Origin of the sequence: Micromonospora sp. NPDC005172, assembly GCF_040608555.1 — a bacterium.
Lineage (GTDB): Bacteria > Actinomycetota > Actinomycetes > Mycobacteriales > Micromonosporaceae > Micromonospora.
The window spans coordinates 1-15,167 of the sequence record NZ_JBEXIL010000023.1; the positions used below are offsets into that span (position 1 = coordinate 1).

A 15,167-nucleotide genomic window follows, 5' to 3' on the forward strand; every position below is an offset into this window, starting at 1 on the left:
GCGATGCCGATGTGGCAGTGCGCGTCGACCAGCCCCGGCAGGACGAACCCGCCGTCCACGACGGTCTCCGCGTTGCTCGACCGACCGGACACGTCCGGGTTGCCGGGCCGGTAGGCTGACCGCGCCCTGCTCCCGACCCTGAGGGTTGACATGAAGATCGCCGTGACCGGCTCGATCGCCACCGATCACCTGATGAGCTTCCCGGGTCGCTTCGCCGACCAGCTCATCGCCGATCAACTGCACAAGGTTTCGCTCTCCTTCCTGGTGGACGACCTGGTGCTCCGACGTGGCGGGGTGGCGGCGAACATCTCCTTCGGCATGGGGCAGCTCGGGCTGCGCCCGGTGCTGCTCGGGGCGGTCGGGGCCGACTTCGCCGACTACCGCTCCTGGCTGGAGCGGCACGGCGTCGACTGCGACTCGGTGCACATCAGTGAGGTGGCGCACACGGCGCGGTTCGTCTGCACCACCGACACCGACATGTGCCAGATCGCCTCGTTCTACGCGGGCGCGATGAGCGAGGCGCGCAACATCGAACTGGCCCCCGTCGCCGACCGGCTCGGCGGACTGGACCTGGTGCTGGTCAGCGCCAACGACCCGGCGGCGATGCTGCGGCACTCGGCCGAGTGCCGCACCCGCGGGTACGCCTTCGCCGCCGACCCCTCCCAGCAGCTCGCCCGGATGCCCGGCGAGGACGTGGTCGCGCTGATCGAGGGCGCCGAGTACCTGATGACCAACGACTACGAGAAGTCCCTGCTGCAGAGCAAGGCGCAGCTCAGCGACGAGCAGTTGCTGGACCTGGTCAAGGTGCGGGTCACCACGCTGGGCAAGGACGGCGTGGAGATCGCGGGCCGGGGCATCGACCCCATCCACGTACCCATCGCGCGCGAGATCCGGGCCGTCGACCCCACCGGTGTCGGCGACGGCTTCCGGGCCGGTTTCTTCACCGCGCTCTCCTGGGGCCTCGGCCTGGAGCGGGCCGCCCAGGTCGGCTCGCTGCTGGCCACGCTGGTCCTCGAGACGGTCGGCACCCAGGAGTACGACGTACGCCGCGACCTGTTCGTCAAGCGCCTCGCCGAGTCCTACGGCGACGTGGCCGCAGACGAGATCCGCCCGCACCTCCTGCCGTAGCCCCCACCCCCAACCCTCGCCGATCTTGCACTTTCGGTCGCCGTTCTACGGCTTGTGCACGCCTTTGTCCCAACAGAAACTGCAAGATCGCGGGGCGGGGGAGCGGGAGCGGGAGCGGGGGCGGGGACGGGGACGGGGACCGGGGTGCGGGGGCGCGCGGGGGTTGGGGGGTTAGTGGGTGCGGCGGATGTCGTAGGCCGGGCCTTCGGGGCCGGAGACCGAACCCAGGTACTCCTGGCCGCGCATGCGGCACCATGCCGGGAGGTCCACCGCCGCCGCCGGGTCGTCGGCCAGCACCCGGACGACCGTACCGACCGGCACCTGCGGCATCCGCCGGGCCGCCGCGATCACCGGCAGCGGACAGCGTTGGCCCCGGCAGTCGATCACCTCGTCCGGCATCGTCACAGCCCGACCACCCCGGCGTCGGCCCGCAGCCCGGCGACGATCCCGGGCAGTTCGGCGAGGAACCGCTCGACGTCCTCCTCGGTCGTGTCCCGGTGCAGGCTCACCCGCACGTTGCCGTGCGAGAGCACCCCCATCGCCTCCAGCACGTGCGACGGCCGCAGCGTCGACGACGTACAGGACGAACCGGACGACACGGCGAAACCCCGCCGGTCCAGCGCGTGCAGCAGCGTCTCGCCGTCGACGTACAGGCAGGAGAACGTCACCAGGTGCGGCAGGCGCAGCACCGGGTCGCCGACCACCTCCACGTCGGGCTCCTCCGCCGCCACCCGCTCCCGGATCCGATCCACCAGCGGAAAGAGCCGGGCCTGCTCGGCAGCCGCGTCGGCCGCCGCCGCGCGCAGGCTCGCCGCCGCCGCCACCACCGCGGGCAGGTTCACCACCCCGGGAGTACGTCCACCCTCCCGCTCGTCGGCCGGCCACGGCGACTCCCAGCGGGTGCCCTTGCGCACCGCCAGCAGCCCCACCCCGGGTGGCCCGCCCCACTTGTGGGCGCTGGCGCTGAGCACCGACCAGCCGGCCGGCAGAGGCACCCGCCCGACCGACTGCGCCGCGTCGACGTACAGCGGCACCCCGACATCCGCGCAGACGGCCGCCGCCTCGGCGACCGGCTGCACCGTGCCCACCTCGTGGCTGGCGCTGATCAGCGCGGCCACCGCGACCCCGGGAGCCCGGACGGCGTCCGACCAGGCGGTCAGATCCAACCGGCCCGACCGGTCGACCGGCACTGCGGTGGCGGTGCCGCCGGCCGCCACGTGCCGTTCCGCGGCGTGCAGGACGGCGGAGTGCTCGATCGCCGAGTGCACAAGCGTCGCCCCGACCCGACGCCGTCCCGCCAGCGTCCCGAGCACCGCGCCGTGGGCTGCGGTCGTACCGCTGGAGGTGAAGGACAGCTCGTCGGCGCGGACGCCGAGCGTCTGCGCGGCGGCCTCGCGGGCGGCGTCGAGCAGTTGCCGGGCGCGGCGCGCCTGGCTGTAGAGCTTCCCCGGGTCGGCCCAGCCGTCCTCCAACGCGGCCAACAGCGCCTGCCGGGCGACCGGATGCAGCGGCGCGGCGGTCGCCGCGTCCAGGTAGACCGGGGATGCGCTCACGGGGCCGCCTTCTGTTCGCGACTGCGGGGCTCGCAACCCCGGCTCACTCCTCGCACTCACGGGGCCGCCTTCTGTTCGCGACTGCGGGGCTCGCAACCCCGGCTCACTCCTCGCACTCACGGGGCCCAACGCTATCGCGGCGTTATGCCCAGGATCCCCCCGATGGGGGCGGACAGTGACCCCACCACGGTCGAGTCCGTCATGGTCGAGTAATCTGCGACCGTCGGTGACGCCTTTGCCGCCGGTGCTGACGAACGACGCACCGCGGCGCGCTAGGGAGGCAGGACCAGGTGGTCGCAAGGAGTTCGGAGGTACGGCCGTCGGCCGTACGGCACGGTGCTGTCCCACGGGTCGGTGGACGCCGGGGACGTGGTGCCGGTCGGCTGGCCGGGCTCGGTCTCGGGGGCGTGGCTCTACTGGTTCTGCTCACGGGCTGTGACGTCGGCAAGACGTTCGACGGCTTCGGGTGGCCGCAGGGCGGCATCACCCCCGAGTCGCACCGGATGTACGACCTGTGGATCGCCTCCTGCGTCGCCGCGCTCGCGGTCGGCGTCTTCGTGTGGGGCCTGATCTTCTGGTGTGTCGTGCGCTACCGCAAGCGTGGCAACGCGCTGCCGGTGCAGACCCGCTACAACCTGCCGATGGAGTTCCTCTACACCATCGCGCCGATCCTGATCGTCTCCGTGCTCTTCTACTACACGGCGATCGTGCAGACCGACGTCGACAAGCTGTCGAAGAACCCGGACGTCACGGTCGAGGTCGTCGCGTTCAAGTGGAACTGGCAGTTCAACTACCGCGACGGTCAGGGCACGGAAGCCAAGACCACCGCGTCGACGCTGGGCACCAGTGAGGTCATCCCGGTGCTCGTGCTGCCGACCAACCGGTCCATCCGGTTCGAGGAGACCAGCCGCGACGTCATCCACTCCTTCTGGGTGCCGGAGCTGCTGTTCAAGCGGGACGTCATGCCCGGCAAGATCCGCAACGTCTTCGAGGTCTCCAGCCTCGACGCCGAGGGCGCGTACGTCGGCCGCTGCGCCGAGCTGTGCGGCAGCTACCACGCGTTCATGAACTTCGAGCTGCGGGTCGTCTCGCCGGAGAAGTACGACCAGTTCCTCGCGGCCAAGCAGGGCGGCAAGTCCACCCAGGAGGCGCTGGCCCAGATCGGCGAGGAGCCGTACGCGCAGACCACCCAGCCGTTCGACACTCGCCGGACGCAGAGCAACTTCAACCCGGACAACGCTCCGGCCGGCACGGGAAGCTGAGGCAGCGGCATGAAGACCGAGTGGCGTATCTTCCTGATCATCGCCGGGTTCCTCTTCGGCGCCACCATCCTCTACGGCGCCTGGACGCACGGTGAGTCCGGCAACATCGAGTGGGTGGGCACCGTCGCCCTGGCGCTGTCGTTCCTGCTGTGCTCGATGTGCGGTGGCTTCTTCTGGTTCGTCTCCCGCCGTATCGACCTGCGCCCGGAGGACCGGGCCGACGCCGAGATCTCCGACGGCGCCGGCGAGGTCGGCTTCTTCAGCCCGGGCAGCTACTGGCCGTTCGGTCTGGCGCTGGCCGCCGCGACCGCCGCGCTGGGCATGGTGTTCTGGCAGTTCTGGCTGATCGGCCTCGGCCTGGTGGCGGTCATCTTCGGTGCCTGTGGCCTGCTGTTCGAGTACTACACCGGCACCCGGCGCACCGCCGAGCACTGATCGACCGTTCGCGTACCGCCACGAAGGCCCGCACCCCGACCGGGGGAGCGGGCCTTCGTCGTGATCGACTCGGTTTCCTGGAAATCGGGGTGTCCGAGTGGTCCGGACCCCCCGCCTTCCGTGGTGTCGAGTGGATCACGGATGGCCGGTGCGGTCCGAGGGCGTGCGCGGAGATTTGTCGGACCCGCGTGGGAAACTACAGGCGAGTAGTTCTCCGCTTCCGGTGTGCGTCGTTGTCGCATTCGGGAGCGGCTCGCCCGGAGTGAGAAGGAGACGCCCGATGTCGCACCGCGATCTCTACTGCGACGTCTGCGAGGGCGTGGCGCCGTTCGAGGCGCCGCCCTGCGTCGACGGCCACGGCAGCGACTGTCCCGAGCTGGTCTGCACCGGTTGCGGCGCGGCCGTGGTGATCGCCACGTTCGCCGCTTCCGTCACCCGGTTGGCCGAGCGTCGACGCCGCCAGCCCACCCGCCGCCACGCTGCCTGACGCACGACGCCTCACGCACGACGCCTCACGCACGACGCCTCACGCACGACGCCTGACGCACGCCGCCTCACGCACGCCGCCTCACGCACGACGCCTCACGCACGACGCGTGACCGGCTACGCCCTCGGCCGGCCGCACACCGCTGCAACCGACACGCCGCCGTACCCACCTCGCCGATGTGGGGCATCCCGTCGCGCCGACACTCCCACCTCGCCGATGTGGCGGTATCTCGCCGTGCTGTCGCCCCCATGTCGCGGATGTGGGGGTATCCCGTCGCGTCGACACCCCCGCGTCGCGGATGTGGGGGTATCCCGTCGCGTCGACACCCCCGCGTCGCCGCCCCGGCGGTATCCCGTCGCGTGACAGGCCGCGTCACCGATGCGGGGGCATCCCGCCGTACTGTCGCGCACCGCCTCGCGGACCTGGTCAGACGCGGTCGCGCATGCCGGTTGATCTGGTGGGACGGGCGCGCCGATCAGGCGCTGGTCGTGGCCTCGGCGGTGGTGGCGGTCTCGATCCAGCGCTCCAGGACGCCCGCCGCCGCGCCCGAGTCGATCGACTCGGCGGCGCGGTCCAGGCCGGCGCGCAGCGCCTCGGTCAGGTCGCCGTCGAGCGGACCCTGCGTCGCGAGGGCCGCCGCCGCGTTGACCAGGACCGCGTCGCGCACCGGACCGGTCTCGCCGGCCAGCAGACGACGGGCCACGCCGGCGTTGTACGCCGCGTCACCGCCGCGCAGGTCGGCGAGGGTGGCTCGGGGTACGCCGAGGTCCTCCGCGTCCAGCACGGCCTCGCGTACGGTGCCGTTCTGCGCCGCCCAGACGCGGGTGGGCGCGGCGGTGGTGAACTCGTCCAGCCCGTCCTCGCCGCGCATCACCAGCACCGAGTCGCCCCGGGCGGCGAACACGCCGGCCATCACCGACGCCATCCGGGCGTCAAAGCAGCCGACCGCGCCGGCGCGGGGACGGGCAGGGTTGGTCAGCGGGCCGAGGAAGTTGAACACGGTCGGGACGCCCAGCTCCCGGCGGACCGGCCCGGTGTGCCGCATTCCCGGGTGGAACCGGGCGGCGAAGCAGAAGCCGATGCCGGCCTCGGTGACGCAGCGCACGATGGCCTCGGGGTCGAGGTCGAGCGGGACGCCGAGGAACTCCAGCAGGTCCGCGGTGCCGCAGGAAGAGGACGCGGCCCGGTTGCCGTGCTTGACCACCCGTACGCCCGCGCCCGCGACGACCAGCGCGGCCATGGTGGAGATGTTGACCGTGTGGGCGAGGTCACCGCCGGTGCCGACGACGTCCAGCGCGGTGGAGCGCAGCTCGTCGGGGAGGTCGACCGGGACGGCCCGGCTCAACATCGTCTCCACCAGGCCGGCCAGCTCGGCCGAGGTCTCACCCTTGGCCCGGAGCGCCACCGCGAAGCCGGCCACCTGGGCGGCGCCCGCCGAGCCGGCCATGATCTCGCCCATGGCCCAGGCGGTGTCGCCGGTGGACAGCTCCTCGCCGCGCAGCAGCGAGTTGAGCAGGTGCGGCCAGGTCCGATCGCCCATGGCGGGCCTCCCGAGCGTACGAAAGTGCGGGTGGGCTGGAATCGGCGCGGGCTCGGCCGGCGCCGTGTCGGTGCCGGGTGGCGCTGGGACGTCAGGCGGGTGCGTGCGTCCGCAGCAGCTCGGCCACCGTGCTGCCGGTGGTCACCGGGTCGAGCGGGTGCACCAGCGTCGCGTCGACCTCGGCGTACGCGGCGAGCCATCGGTCCGCGGCGCGGGCGATCACGAGGCAGGTGGGGGGCGCGTCGTCCCGGTCGTCCTTGATCTGCCGGGCGATGCCGATGCCGCCGCCGGGGCTGGCTTCGCCGTCCAGCAGCAGCAGGTCGATCTCGTAGTCGTCGACAAGCCGGATGGTCTCGGCGTAGGTCGACGCGTCGACGAACTCGATCTGCAGCCCGGGCGCGGGCCGGGTGCCCACGGCGAGCCGCATCCGGTCACGGACCTGCGGGTCGTCGCTGTAGAGCAGGACGGTGCACAGACGCTCACTCATGCCGACACTCCGCTTCCAACCTCGTAGCTGCCCGCCGATCGTACCGGCCGACGTGACGTACCTGACACGCCGCCCGCTCTCCGCGCGTCCGGCGTACCGTCTGCGCAGCTCAGGCCGTCGTGGCGCCGGCGGCGCGGTCGCGGGCCTCCTGGCGGTCCAGCTCGCGGTCGACGCGGCGGGCCTCCCGCTCGGACTGCTTCACCCACTGCACGACCAGCACCGCGAGCATGGTCACGCTGACGAACTCACCGCCGGCCCAGAGGATGCCGCCGGCGACCACCTGGTCGGCCTTGGGGTCGGACCAGCTCAGGTTGAGCGACGGATACCAGTCGCCGCCGAAGAGCGTGGTGCTCTGCATGATGGTGAGACCGAGCACGGTGTGGAACGGCACGGAGAGCAGCATGAGCAGCGCCCGCGCCGGGTACGGCCAGCGGCCCGGCAGCGGGTCGAGGCCGAGCAGCGGCCAGAAGAACACGCAGCCGGTCATGATGAAGTGCGCGTGCACCAGCTCGTGCGCCCAGGCGTGTTCCAGGGTGAAGCGGTACAGGTCACTGAAGTACAGCGCGAACGGGTTGACCACGAAGATGGCGAACGCCACCAGCGGGAAGCTGTAGACCCGGGCGATGCGACTGTGCACGATCGCCAGGAGGCGCTTGCGGGGTCCGACCGGCAGGGTCCGCAGGGCCAGCGTCATCGGCGCGCCCAGCGCCAGGAAGATCGGCGACACCATGGAGAGCACCATGTGCTGGACCATGTGCACCGACAGCAGCGCGGTGTCGTAGGCGTGCAGTCCGCTGACCGTGACCAGCGCGATGCCGCCGAGGCCGGGCCCGAGGAAGAACACGGTACGGGCGATCGGCCAGCGGTCGCCGCGGATGCGCAGCCGGTACACGCCGTAGAGGTAGAGCCCGGCGGCGAGCACCAGGCCGAGGGCCAGCCAGCTGTCCAGCCGGGTCTCGGTCAGCACCGCGCCGATGGTGAACGGTGGTGGGGTCGCCTCGGCCCCGGCGGCCAGCGCCGACGGACTCGCCGGCGTGGCCGCGAGCACACTGGCCGGGACGGCCGAGGTGGCGGCGAGGATGGGATCGACGTGCAGCACGCTTTTCAGGCTAGGCCAGGCGAACCGGACCCTGACGCTCGGGCCACGGAAGGCGCAGGTTTGCCACCCCGCTGATCGCCGGCCCCGGTCAGGGGCAATAATGACGGCGTGACTGCGGCCCCAGCCATTGACAAGAGCCGGATCCACTCTCTGACGCGACCCAACATGGTCAGCGTGGGGACGATCGTGTGGCTCTCCAGCGAACTCATGTTCTTCGCGGCGCTCTTCGCGATGTACTTCTCGATCCGCGCGGCTGCGCCGGAGCAGTGGGAGAAGCACACCGAGTCGCTGAACATCCCGTACGCGACCACCTTCACGGTGATCCTGGTGCTGTCCTCGGTGACCTGCCAGCTCGGCGTCTTCGCGGCGGAGAAGGGTGACGTGCACGCGCTGCGTCGCTGGTTCACCGTCACCTTCGTGATGGGCCTGATCTTCGTGCTCGGCCAGGTGAACGAGTACCGCCACCTGGTGGAGGACGGCGTCAAGATCAACGCCGACGGCTACGGCTCGATGTTCTACCTGACGACCGGCTTCCACGGCCTGCACGTGACCGGCGGTCTCATCGCCTTCATCATCTTCATGGTCCGCACGACCATGGGCCGGTTCACGCCGGCGCAGGCGACCTCGGCGATCGTCGTGTCGTACTACTGGCACTTCGTCGACGTCGTGTGGATCGGCCTGTACGCCATGATCTACTGGCTTCAGTGATCTTGGCGCGTCACGAACCGCGCCGCTGCTCCGTCCCCTGAGACAAGGTCCAACCGGTTAAGGACACAGCTCATGACTTCTGACAACGACCGCCGACGCGGCCTGCTCGCGCGGTTGCGCGGGCGGCCCGCCGTGCGCAGCAGGGGCCGCCGCCGGCTGGGCGCCGCGGTCCGGCTGATCGCGGCGCTGATGCTCGCCGGCGGCGCCTACACCGTCTTCGCCCCCGGTGCGCAGGCGCAGGACAACCCGCCGCTCACCGGCGCCGCAGCCGAGGGCAAGGCGCTGTTCGACGTGAGCTGTGTGACCTGCCACGGACGCAACGCCCAGGGCGTCGAGGGTCGCGGGCCGAGCCTGATCGGCGTCGGCGCGGCCTCGGTCGAGTTCCAGGTCAGCTCGGGCCGTATGCCGCTGGCCCGCCAGGAGGCCCAGGCGCACCGCAAGCCCCCGGTCTTCACCGACGAGCAGGTTCGTCAGCTCGCCCAGTACGTCCAGGAGCTCGGCGGCGGTCCGGTCGTGCCGGGCACCGACGAGGACCTGCACGAGAACGGCAACGTCGCGGCCGGCGGCGAGCTGTTCCGGATCAACTGCTCGCAGTGCCACGCCTTCGGCGGTGGCGGCGGTGCGCTCTCCTCGGGCAAGTTCGCCCCGAGCCTGCACCCGGCGACCGACCGGCAGATCTACGCGGCGATGCTGAGCGGCCCGCAGAACATGCCGGTGTTCGGCGACAACCAGATCACTCCGGAGCAGAAGGCCGACATCATCGCCTACATCCAGGAGACGCTGAAGACCGACCAGGACCCGGGCGGGTTCAACCTCGGCCGGTACGGGCCGTCCACCGAGGGCCTGGCGATCTTCCTGGTTGGCATCGTGGCGCTCGTATTCGCTAGCCTGTGGATTGCGGGTAAGTCGTGACCGAGCGGATCGTCAGTTTCAGTGCCGTGGTGCCGCTCGGCGCCACCCGTAGCGAGGTGACGGCATGAGCACGCACACCGAGCACCAGGCCCCCCAGGGCCGGGAGCCGCTCGACGTGAACGACCCCCGGCTGAGCCGGTTCGACATCGTTCGTGAGGGCGCGCGTCGAGACGACATCGAGATCGTCCACTACGAGCCGCAGGTGCTGCCGGGCACCAAGGCGGAGCGTCGGCTGACCCGCGTGGTCGCCGGATTCTTCCTGATCACCGGCCTGGCGGCGACCGCCTTCCTGGCCATCTACATCTGGTGGCCGTGGCAGTACGCGCCGGGCCGCGGCGGCGACAAGTTCTACACGCCGTTGCTGGGTGCCACGCTCGGCGTGGCCCTGCTCGCCGTCGGCTTCGGCATCCTGACCTGGGGCAAGAAGTTGCTGCCCAAGGAGGTCTCGATCCAGGACCGGCACGAGGGTCAGGTCGACTCCGAAGGCCGCACCATCACCGGCCAGACCATGCTCTACATGGCCGACGAGCTGGGTGTGAAGCGTCGTCCGCTGCTCGGCATCTCGCTGCTGGCCGGTCTCGCGCCGGTCGCCGCGGTCGCGGCGGCGCCGCTGGTCGGCGGGCTGATCTCCCAGCCGCACAAGAACAACCAGATGTTCACCACCGGGTTCGCCCCGGCCGAGGGTGGGCAGAGGATCCGCCTGGTCCGCGAGGACGGCCGTCCGGTACGCCCGGCGGACGTCAGCGCCGGTGGTCAGCTCACGGTCTTCCCGGGCATCGAGCACGGTGTGAGCAACCGGCACGCCGACTCACCGACGCTGCTGATCCACCTGCGCGACTCGGACGCCCAGAAGTCCCGTGCGGCCAACTCGCGTCCCGACGTGGGTCACGGCGACTACATGTGGGGCAACTACGCGGCGTTCTCCAAGGTCTGTACGCACGCCGGCTGCCCCGCCAGCCTCTACGAGCAGCAGACCAACCGGCTGCTCTGCCCGTGCCACCAGTCCCAGTTCCTGATCACCGACAACGCCCGGCCCGTCTTCGGCCCCGCCAGCCGGCGGCTGCCGCAGCTGCCGATCGAGGTGGACTCCGAGGGCTTCTTCGTGGCGAAGTCCGACTACACCGAGACCGTCGGGCCTGATTTCTGGGAGCGGCCATGAAGCGTCGAAAGTTCGACCTGGCGGCCACGCCGGGCAAGGCCGCGGTGGGGGTGGACGACCGCTTCGCGGTGGCCACTCCGCTGCGCAAGCTGCTGAACAAGGTCTTCCCGGACCACTGGTCGTTCCTGCTGGGCGAGATCGCGCTGTTCTCGTTCATCGTGCTGCTCCTGACCGGTGTGTTCCTCACCCTCTTCTACGAGCCGGCGATGACCGAGGTGGTCTACGACGGCAGCTACGCGCCGTTGCAGGGCACGCCGATGTCCGCCGCGTACGCCTCGAGCCTGGACCTCTCGTTCGACGTCCGTGGCGGCCTGGTGATGCGGCAGATGCACCACTGGGCGGCGCTGCTGTTCATGGCCGCGATCGTCGTGCACATGCTGCGGGTGTTCTTCACCGGCGCCTTCCGCAAGCCGCGCGAGACCAACTGGATCATCGGCTCGCTGCTGTTCTGGGTCGGCTTCCTGGCCGGCTTCACCGGCTACTCGCTGCCGGACGACGGCCTGTCCGGCACCGGCCTGCGGATCGCCTCCGCGATCATGCTGTCCATCCCGGTGGTCGGCTCCTGGGTCACGTCGTCGATCTTCGGTGGCGAGTTCCCCGGGACGATCATCATCAGCCGGTTCTTCATCGCCCACGTCCTGCTGATCCCGGGTCTGCTGCTCGCGCTGATCAGCGTCCACCTGGGTCTGGTCTTCAAGCAGAAGCACACCCAGTGGCCCGGCCCCGGCCGGACCAACAACAACGTGGTCGGCGAGCGGATGTTCCCCCGCTACGCGTTGAAGCAGGGCGGCTTCTTCATGGTCGTCTTCGGCGTCATCGCGCTGCTGGGCGGTCTGTTCCAGATCAACCCGATCTGGCTGTTCGGCCCGTACGAGGCGTGGGTGGTCTCGGCCGCCAGCCAGCCCGACTGGTACGTCATGTTCCTCGACGGCTCGACCCGACTCATGCCCGCCTGGGAACTCAACATCCCGATCGGCGACGGGTACGTCATCCCGCCGCTGTTCTGGCCGACTGTCGTCCTGCCCGGCATCCTGGTCGGCCTGTCGACGATGTACCCGTTCCTCGAGGCGCGGCACCTCAAGGACCGCAAGAGCCACAACCTGCTCCAGCGGCCCCGTGACGTTCCGGCCCGTACGGCCGTGGGTGCCATGGCCGTCGCCTTCTACATCGTGCTGACGCTCTCGGGCGCCAACGACGTGATCGCGGACAAGTTCCAGATCAGCCTGAACGCGATGACCTGGGCGGGCCGGGTGGGTCTGCTCGTGGTCCCGCCGCTGGCGTACTACGTCACCTACCGGCTCTGCCTCGGTCTGCAGCAGCACGACCGGGAGGTGCTCGCGCACGGCGTGGAGACCGGCATCATCCGGCGTCTGCCGGACGGCCGGTTCGTCGAGGTCCACCAGCCGCTCAGCGCGGCGAACGGGCACGCGGACGGCCACGGCGAGCTGGACTACGTCGGCTGGGTGGTGCCGAAGAAGATGAACCGGCTCGGGGCCCTCGGCCCGGCGGTCCGGGGCTTCTTCTACCCGATCGAGAAGCCGGTCGAGGCACCGGTCTCGCCGGGTCACCCGCCGGTCGAGCCCCGGGGAGACCGCGCGGAGATCGGCAGCGGCGAGAGCCGCCACTGACCTCCCGACAGCACCGTCACGTGACGCCCGCCGGACTTCCGGCGGGCGTCACGTCGTTGTCGGTGCTCTGCCGCCCATCCGAGGAGAAGTCGGACGGGTACGGCGGGACCGGTCGACCCCGCGCGCCGGGCGATCGCAGGAATAACCCCCGTGAGCCGGGTATCCGTGCGATCCAACGTCTCAAGGGGGGGAAGCATGTTGGGTCTCAAACGCCTCGGCCTGTTGGCCGCGCTGGTGCTGGTCGGCCTCGCACCGGCCGCGGCCGCCCAGGCGGCGGCACAGCCGTCGACGCAGGACACCCAGTATCTGCAGGCGGTGCACCAGGTGAACCTGTTCGAGATCACCGCCGGTGACCTGGCTCAGCAGAAGGGCCAGAACCAGGGGGTCAAGGACCTGGGTGCGATGTTCAAGACCGACCACACCCAGCTGGACCAGACGGTGCAGCAGACCGCGTCGCAGCTCAACGTCGAACTGCCGAACGAGCCCACGGCCGATCAGCAGGCGGTCATCGACAAGCTGAACAACGCCAGCGGCGCGGACTTCGACCGGCTCTGGGTGACGAGTGAGCTGGCCGGTCACGTCCAGGCCATCCAGGCCACCCAGACGGAGATCTCGCAGGGCTCCGAGCAGTCGGTGGTCCAGTTGGCCCAGACCGCCCTGCCGACGTTGCAGGCGCACTACGACGAGCTGGTCCAGCTCGCCAACCAGTTGGGCATCCCGGTCCCGCAGACCAGCGCCAGCGGCACGCCCAGCCCGGGCACCTCGTCGTCGGCGCCGGGTGGCGTCACCGAGTCGCCGTCTCCGAGTGGTGGCATCACCGAGTCGCCGGAACCGGGCCTCGGCACCACCGAGCGGCCCGCTCCCAGCGAGAGCTGACCTCGCGGTAGCGCGACGGCCGGTCCACCCGCACGGGTGGACCGGCCGCGCCGTCTTGCGGGCCGGCCGCGCACGCGGCCCGCGGGTCAGTCGGCGTCCGCGAGGCCGATCGCGAACGTCTCCTCAAGGTCGAGCTTCGAGTACGCCCGGAACGCGATGTGCGACTCCGTGTTCAGCACACCCGGCACCTTGGAGATGCTGCCCGCGATGACCTGTGCGATCTGGTCGAACTCGCGGACCCGGACGATGGCGATGAGGTCGACGTGCCCGGCCACCGAGTAGACCTCGCTGACACCGGCGACGTTGGCCAGGGCCTCCGCCACCTCGGGGATCGCATCGGTGGCGCAGTCGATCAGCACGATCGCGGTGATCACGGGGCATTTCTCCGTTCGTCGGCGTCGCTGCCCATGCTAGATGTTCCCGACGGGATTCCAGGACGGGTGTACCCGGGTCAGCGGTGGGCGCCGGCGTGCACCGTGCCGTCGTCGCCGAAGCGGATCACGTCCCGCAGACGTTCGCCGGGCCGCACTGTCGCGCCCGGCCAGATCACGCTGCGTCGCACGTCGCCACCCACCGTGGCGTGGGCGCCGACGACCGACTCGACACAGCTCCCGGTCACCGTGGCGGACGCGTCGACCAGCACGCCGCCGGCCGTCGCGTGCAGGTTGGCCGCCAGGTAGTCGGCGGGGGTGCCGGTGTCGTAGAAGGTGCCCGCGTACGGCACCACGTCGAGCGTCCCGGCCGCCTCCGCCGGGCGCCACACCGCGCGTACCAGGTCCGAGAAGACCACCGGCAGGTCGCGTACCAGTCGCCACGGCAGCAGCGAGAAACCGGTGAAGCAGTGCCCGGCGAAGGTGCCCGGCGCGGCCGGGTCGGCGGCGGGCTGCCCGAGCAGGCGTACGGAATCCTGGTCCCAGCCGTCCAGCAGCGCGGCCACGTCGGGGCCTGGGGCGGTGGCCGGATCGGCCAGGTACGCGTCGGCGTTGCCGACCAGGACCGGCCGACCGTCGATCCAGTCCCGCAGGTTGGCCACCCCGCCGGCCGTGCCGAGCGGGTCGCCGGGCTCCACCGACAGGTGGGCGCGGTCGCCGACGTGTGCGACCACCTGGTCGGCGAGGTAGCAGGCGTTCACCGCGACCCGTGCGGGACCGGTCAGGCCGAGACCGGCCAGCCGGTCCAGCGCCCGGTCCAGCAGGGGTACGTTGCCGACCGGGCACAGCGCCTTGGGCACCCGTTCGGTGAGCGGGCGCAACCGGGTGCCCTCGCCGGCGGCGAGCACGACAGCGCAGAGGTCCTCCGGCCAGCCCGCCCTGGTCATGGCGCGGTGTCGGGCACCGGCGGAGGGAACTGCCCGGCCAGCGGCCCGATGTCGTAGTAGGCGAGCAGCCGGGCCGTCGGCCAGGTCAGCTTGGGTAGGTCGTCCAGCGGATGCCAGGCGGCCTCGAAGACCTCGCCGCCGTCCACCACCAGGTCGGTGCTGGACGCCGGCACCTCCGTCTCGAAGACCATGTCCACCCAGCCCTTGGCGTGCACGATCGCGTTCGGCACGGCCGGGCGCAGCCGGGACGGCGGCAGCCGGACGCCGGACTCCTCGAACAGCTCACGGGCCGCGCCCACGACCGGTGGCTCACCCCGGTTGAGCAGGCCGGCGGGGAGCGACCAGCCCTTGCCCGGGGGTTGACGCAGCATCAGCAGCCGACCCGCGCCCGTCGCCTCGGCGTCGCGGACCAGGGTGACCGCGCCGACGATGTACTTCGGCACGGCGAGCCGGACCAGGCGACGGCGCACCGGCAACGGCAGCCGGTAGAAGGCCTGGTAGAACAGGGCCCGACCGGTGGCGCGGGAGCGGGGGATCATGACCCCAGGCTAGTGGTCACGAATGTCGTTCGGACG

Annotated in this window: 17 protein-coding genes; 9 read left to right on the top strand and 8 right to left on the bottom strand. The window is 71.1% G+C overall.

Annotation, left to right across the window (positions count from 1 at the left end):
* Positions 1 to 150: 150 nt before the first annotated feature.
* Entirely contained in the window at positions 151 to 1,128 is a 978-nt protein-coding gene (locus ABZV06_RS17480; RefSeq protein WP_355622551.1) for a carbohydrate kinase family protein, read from the top strand.
* Positions 1,129 to 1,299: 171 nt separating this feature from the next.
* Here ABZV06_RS17480 and ABZV06_RS17485 read toward each other — a convergent pair whose 3' ends face one another.
* The gene (locus ABZV06_RS17485; RefSeq protein WP_355622554.1) at positions 1,300 to 1,533 is read right to left on the bottom strand and encodes a sulfurtransferase TusA family protein; all 234 of its coding nucleotides are present in this window, start codon (positions 1,531 to 1,533) and stop codon (positions 1,300 to 1,302) included.
* Complete coding sequence (locus tag ABZV06_RS17490) at positions 1,530 to 2,681, bottom strand: aminotransferase class V-fold PLP-dependent enzyme (RefSeq protein ID WP_355236405.1); 1,152 nt, start codon at positions 2,679 to 2,681, stop codon at positions 1,530 to 1,532. Before ABZV06_RS17490 ends, ABZV06_RS17485 begins: the two co-directional genes overlap by 4 nt.
* Before the next feature lie 290 nt (positions 2,682 to 2,971).
* Between ABZV06_RS17490 and coxB the strand changes: the two genes are divergently transcribed.
* The 3 genes from coxB to ABZV06_RS17505 all read left to right on the top strand — a co-directional run bounded on the left by coxB (position 2,972) and on the right by ABZV06_RS17505 (position 4,865).
* Positions 2,972 to 3,943 carry a cytochrome c oxidase subunit II gene (gene coxB, locus ABZV06_RS17495; protein ID WP_355236408.1) on the top strand — a complete coding sequence of 324 codons (972 nt, stop codon included), beginning with the start codon at positions 2,972 to 2,974 and terminating at the stop codon, positions 3,941 to 3,943.
* Positions 3,944 to 3,952: 9 nt separating this feature from the next.
* Positions 3,953 to 4,378, top strand: a complete 426-nt coding sequence (locus ABZV06_RS17500) for a cytochrome c oxidase subunit 4 (RefSeq protein WP_355236411.1) — start codon at positions 3,953 to 3,955, stop codon at positions 4,376 to 4,378.
* Between the two features lie 280 nt (positions 4,379 to 4,658).
* Complete coding sequence (locus tag ABZV06_RS17505) at positions 4,659 to 4,865, top strand: hypothetical protein (RefSeq protein WP_355236414.1); 207 nt, start codon at positions 4,659 to 4,661, stop codon at positions 4,863 to 4,865.
* A 475-nt stretch (positions 4,866 to 5,340) separates the two neighbouring features.
* On the opposite strand, the gene trpD is transcribed toward ABZV06_RS17505, so the two are convergent.
* The 3 genes from trpD to ABZV06_RS17520 form a co-directional block, all read right to left on the bottom strand.
* Positions 5,341 to 6,405 (bottom strand): anthranilate phosphoribosyltransferase, encoded by a 1,065-nt coding sequence (gene trpD / locus ABZV06_RS17510; protein WP_355622557.1) that lies wholly within the window; start codon positions 6,403 to 6,405, stop codon positions 5,341 to 5,343.
* Between the two features lie 91 nt (positions 6,406 to 6,496).
* Positions 6,497 to 6,892, bottom strand: a complete 396-nt coding sequence (locus ABZV06_RS17515) for a hypothetical protein (RefSeq protein WP_355236420.1) — start codon at positions 6,890 to 6,892, stop codon at positions 6,497 to 6,499.
* Between the two features lie 109 nt (positions 6,893 to 7,001).
* Entirely contained in the window at positions 7,002 to 7,991 is a 990-nt protein-coding gene (locus ABZV06_RS17520) for a cytochrome c oxidase assembly protein (protein WP_355236423.1), read from the bottom strand.
* Positions 7,992 to 8,099: 108 nt separating this feature from the next.
* On the opposite strand from ABZV06_RS17520, the gene ABZV06_RS17525 reads away from it, so the two are divergent.
* The 5 genes from ABZV06_RS17525 to ABZV06_RS17545 all read left to right on the top strand — a co-directional run bounded on the left by ABZV06_RS17525 (position 8,100) and on the right by ABZV06_RS17545 (position 13,274).
* The gene (locus ABZV06_RS17525; RefSeq protein WP_355236426.1) at positions 8,100 to 8,699 is read left to right on the top strand and encodes a heme-copper oxidase subunit III; all 600 of its coding nucleotides are present in this window, start codon (positions 8,100 to 8,102) and stop codon (positions 8,697 to 8,699) included.
* A gap of 72 nt (positions 8,700 to 8,771) precedes the next feature.
* Positions 8,772 to 9,611: a cytochrome c gene (locus tag ABZV06_RS17530; protein WP_355236429.1), complete on the top strand. Its 840-nt coding sequence runs from the start codon at positions 8,772 to 8,774 to the stop codon at positions 9,609 to 9,611.
* Between the two features lie 64 nt (positions 9,612 to 9,675).
* Positions 9,676 to 10,770 carry a Rieske 2Fe-2S domain-containing protein gene (locus ABZV06_RS17535; RefSeq protein ID WP_355236432.1) on the top strand — a complete coding sequence of 365 codons (1,095 nt, stop codon included), beginning with the start codon at positions 9,676 to 9,678 and terminating at the stop codon, positions 10,768 to 10,770.
* A complete protein-coding gene (locus ABZV06_RS17540; protein WP_355236435.1) occupies positions 10,767 to 12,398 on the top strand; it encodes a cytochrome b N-terminal domain-containing protein in 1,632 nt (543 codons plus the stop codon). The genes ABZV06_RS17535 and ABZV06_RS17540 overlap by 4 nt, the downstream gene beginning before the upstream one ends.
* Positions 12,399 to 12,593: 195 nt before the next feature.
* Positions 12,594 to 13,274 (top strand): DUF4142 domain-containing protein, encoded by a 681-nt coding sequence (locus ABZV06_RS17545; RefSeq protein ID WP_355622560.1) that lies wholly within the window; start codon positions 12,594 to 12,596, stop codon positions 13,272 to 13,274.
* 86 nt (positions 13,275 to 13,360) lie between these two features.
* On the opposite strand, the gene ABZV06_RS17550 is transcribed toward ABZV06_RS17545, so the two are convergent.
* The 3 genes from ABZV06_RS17550 to ABZV06_RS17560 form a co-directional block, all read right to left on the bottom strand.
* The gene (locus ABZV06_RS17550) at positions 13,361 to 13,648 is read right to left on the bottom strand and encodes an Lrp/AsnC ligand binding domain-containing protein (protein WP_355236440.1); all 288 of its coding nucleotides are present in this window, start codon (positions 13,646 to 13,648) and stop codon (positions 13,361 to 13,363) included.
* A gap of 77 nt (positions 13,649 to 13,725) precedes the next feature.
* Positions 13,726 to 14,592: a sugar phosphate nucleotidyltransferase gene (locus ABZV06_RS17555; RefSeq protein ID WP_355622563.1), complete on the bottom strand. Its 867-nt coding sequence runs from the start codon at positions 14,590 to 14,592 to the stop codon at positions 13,726 to 13,728.
* Positions 14,589 to 15,131 (bottom strand): NUDIX domain-containing protein, encoded by a 543-nt coding sequence (locus ABZV06_RS17560; protein ID WP_355622566.1) that lies wholly within the window; start codon positions 15,129 to 15,131, stop codon positions 14,589 to 14,591. The genes ABZV06_RS17555 and ABZV06_RS17560 overlap by 4 nt, the downstream gene beginning before the upstream one ends.
* Between the last annotated feature and the right edge of the window lie 36 nt (positions 15,132 to 15,167).

Bases quoted from the DNA above. Each gene is read 5' to 3' on its own strand.
- ABZV06_RS17555 (WP_355622563.1), bottom strand. From the start codon at position 14,592: ATGACCAGGGCGGGCTGGCCGGAGGACCTCTGCGCTGTCGTGCTCGCC.
- trpD (WP_355622557.1), bottom strand. From the start codon at position 6,405: ATGGGCGATCGGACCTGGCCGCACCTGCTCAACTCGCTGCTGCGCGGC.
- ABZV06_RS17505 (WP_355236414.1), top strand. From the start codon at position 4,659: ATGTCGCACCGCGATCTCTACTGCGACGTCTGCGAGGGCGTGGCGCCG.
- ABZV06_RS17540 (WP_355236435.1), top strand. From the start codon at position 10,767: ATGAAGCGTCGAAAGTTCGACCTGGCGGCCACGCCGGGCAAGGCCGCG.
- ABZV06_RS17515 (WP_355236420.1), bottom strand. From the start codon at position 6,892: ATGAGTGAGCGTCTGTGCACCGTCCTGCTCTACAGCGACGACCCGCAG.
- ABZV06_RS17535 (WP_355236432.1), top strand. From the start codon at position 9,676: ATGAGCACGCACACCGAGCACCAGGCCCCCCAGGGCCGGGAGCCGCTC.
- ABZV06_RS17480 (WP_355622551.1), top strand. From the start codon at position 151: ATGAAGATCGCCGTGACCGGCTCGATCGCCACCGATCACCTGATGAGC.
- ABZV06_RS17545 (WP_355622560.1), top strand. From the start codon at position 12,594: ATGTTGGGTCTCAAACGCCTCGGCCTGTTGGCCGCGCTGGTGCTGGTC.
- ABZV06_RS17530 (WP_355236429.1), top strand. From the start codon at position 8,772: ATGACTTCTGACAACGACCGCCGACGCGGCCTGCTCGCGCGGTTGCGC.
- ABZV06_RS17560 (WP_355622566.1), bottom strand. From the start codon at position 15,131: ATGATCCCCCGCTCCCGCGCCACCGGTCGGGCCCTGTTCTACCAGGCC.
- ABZV06_RS17500 (WP_355236411.1), top strand. From the start codon at position 3,953: ATGAAGACCGAGTGGCGTATCTTCCTGATCATCGCCGGGTTCCTCTTC.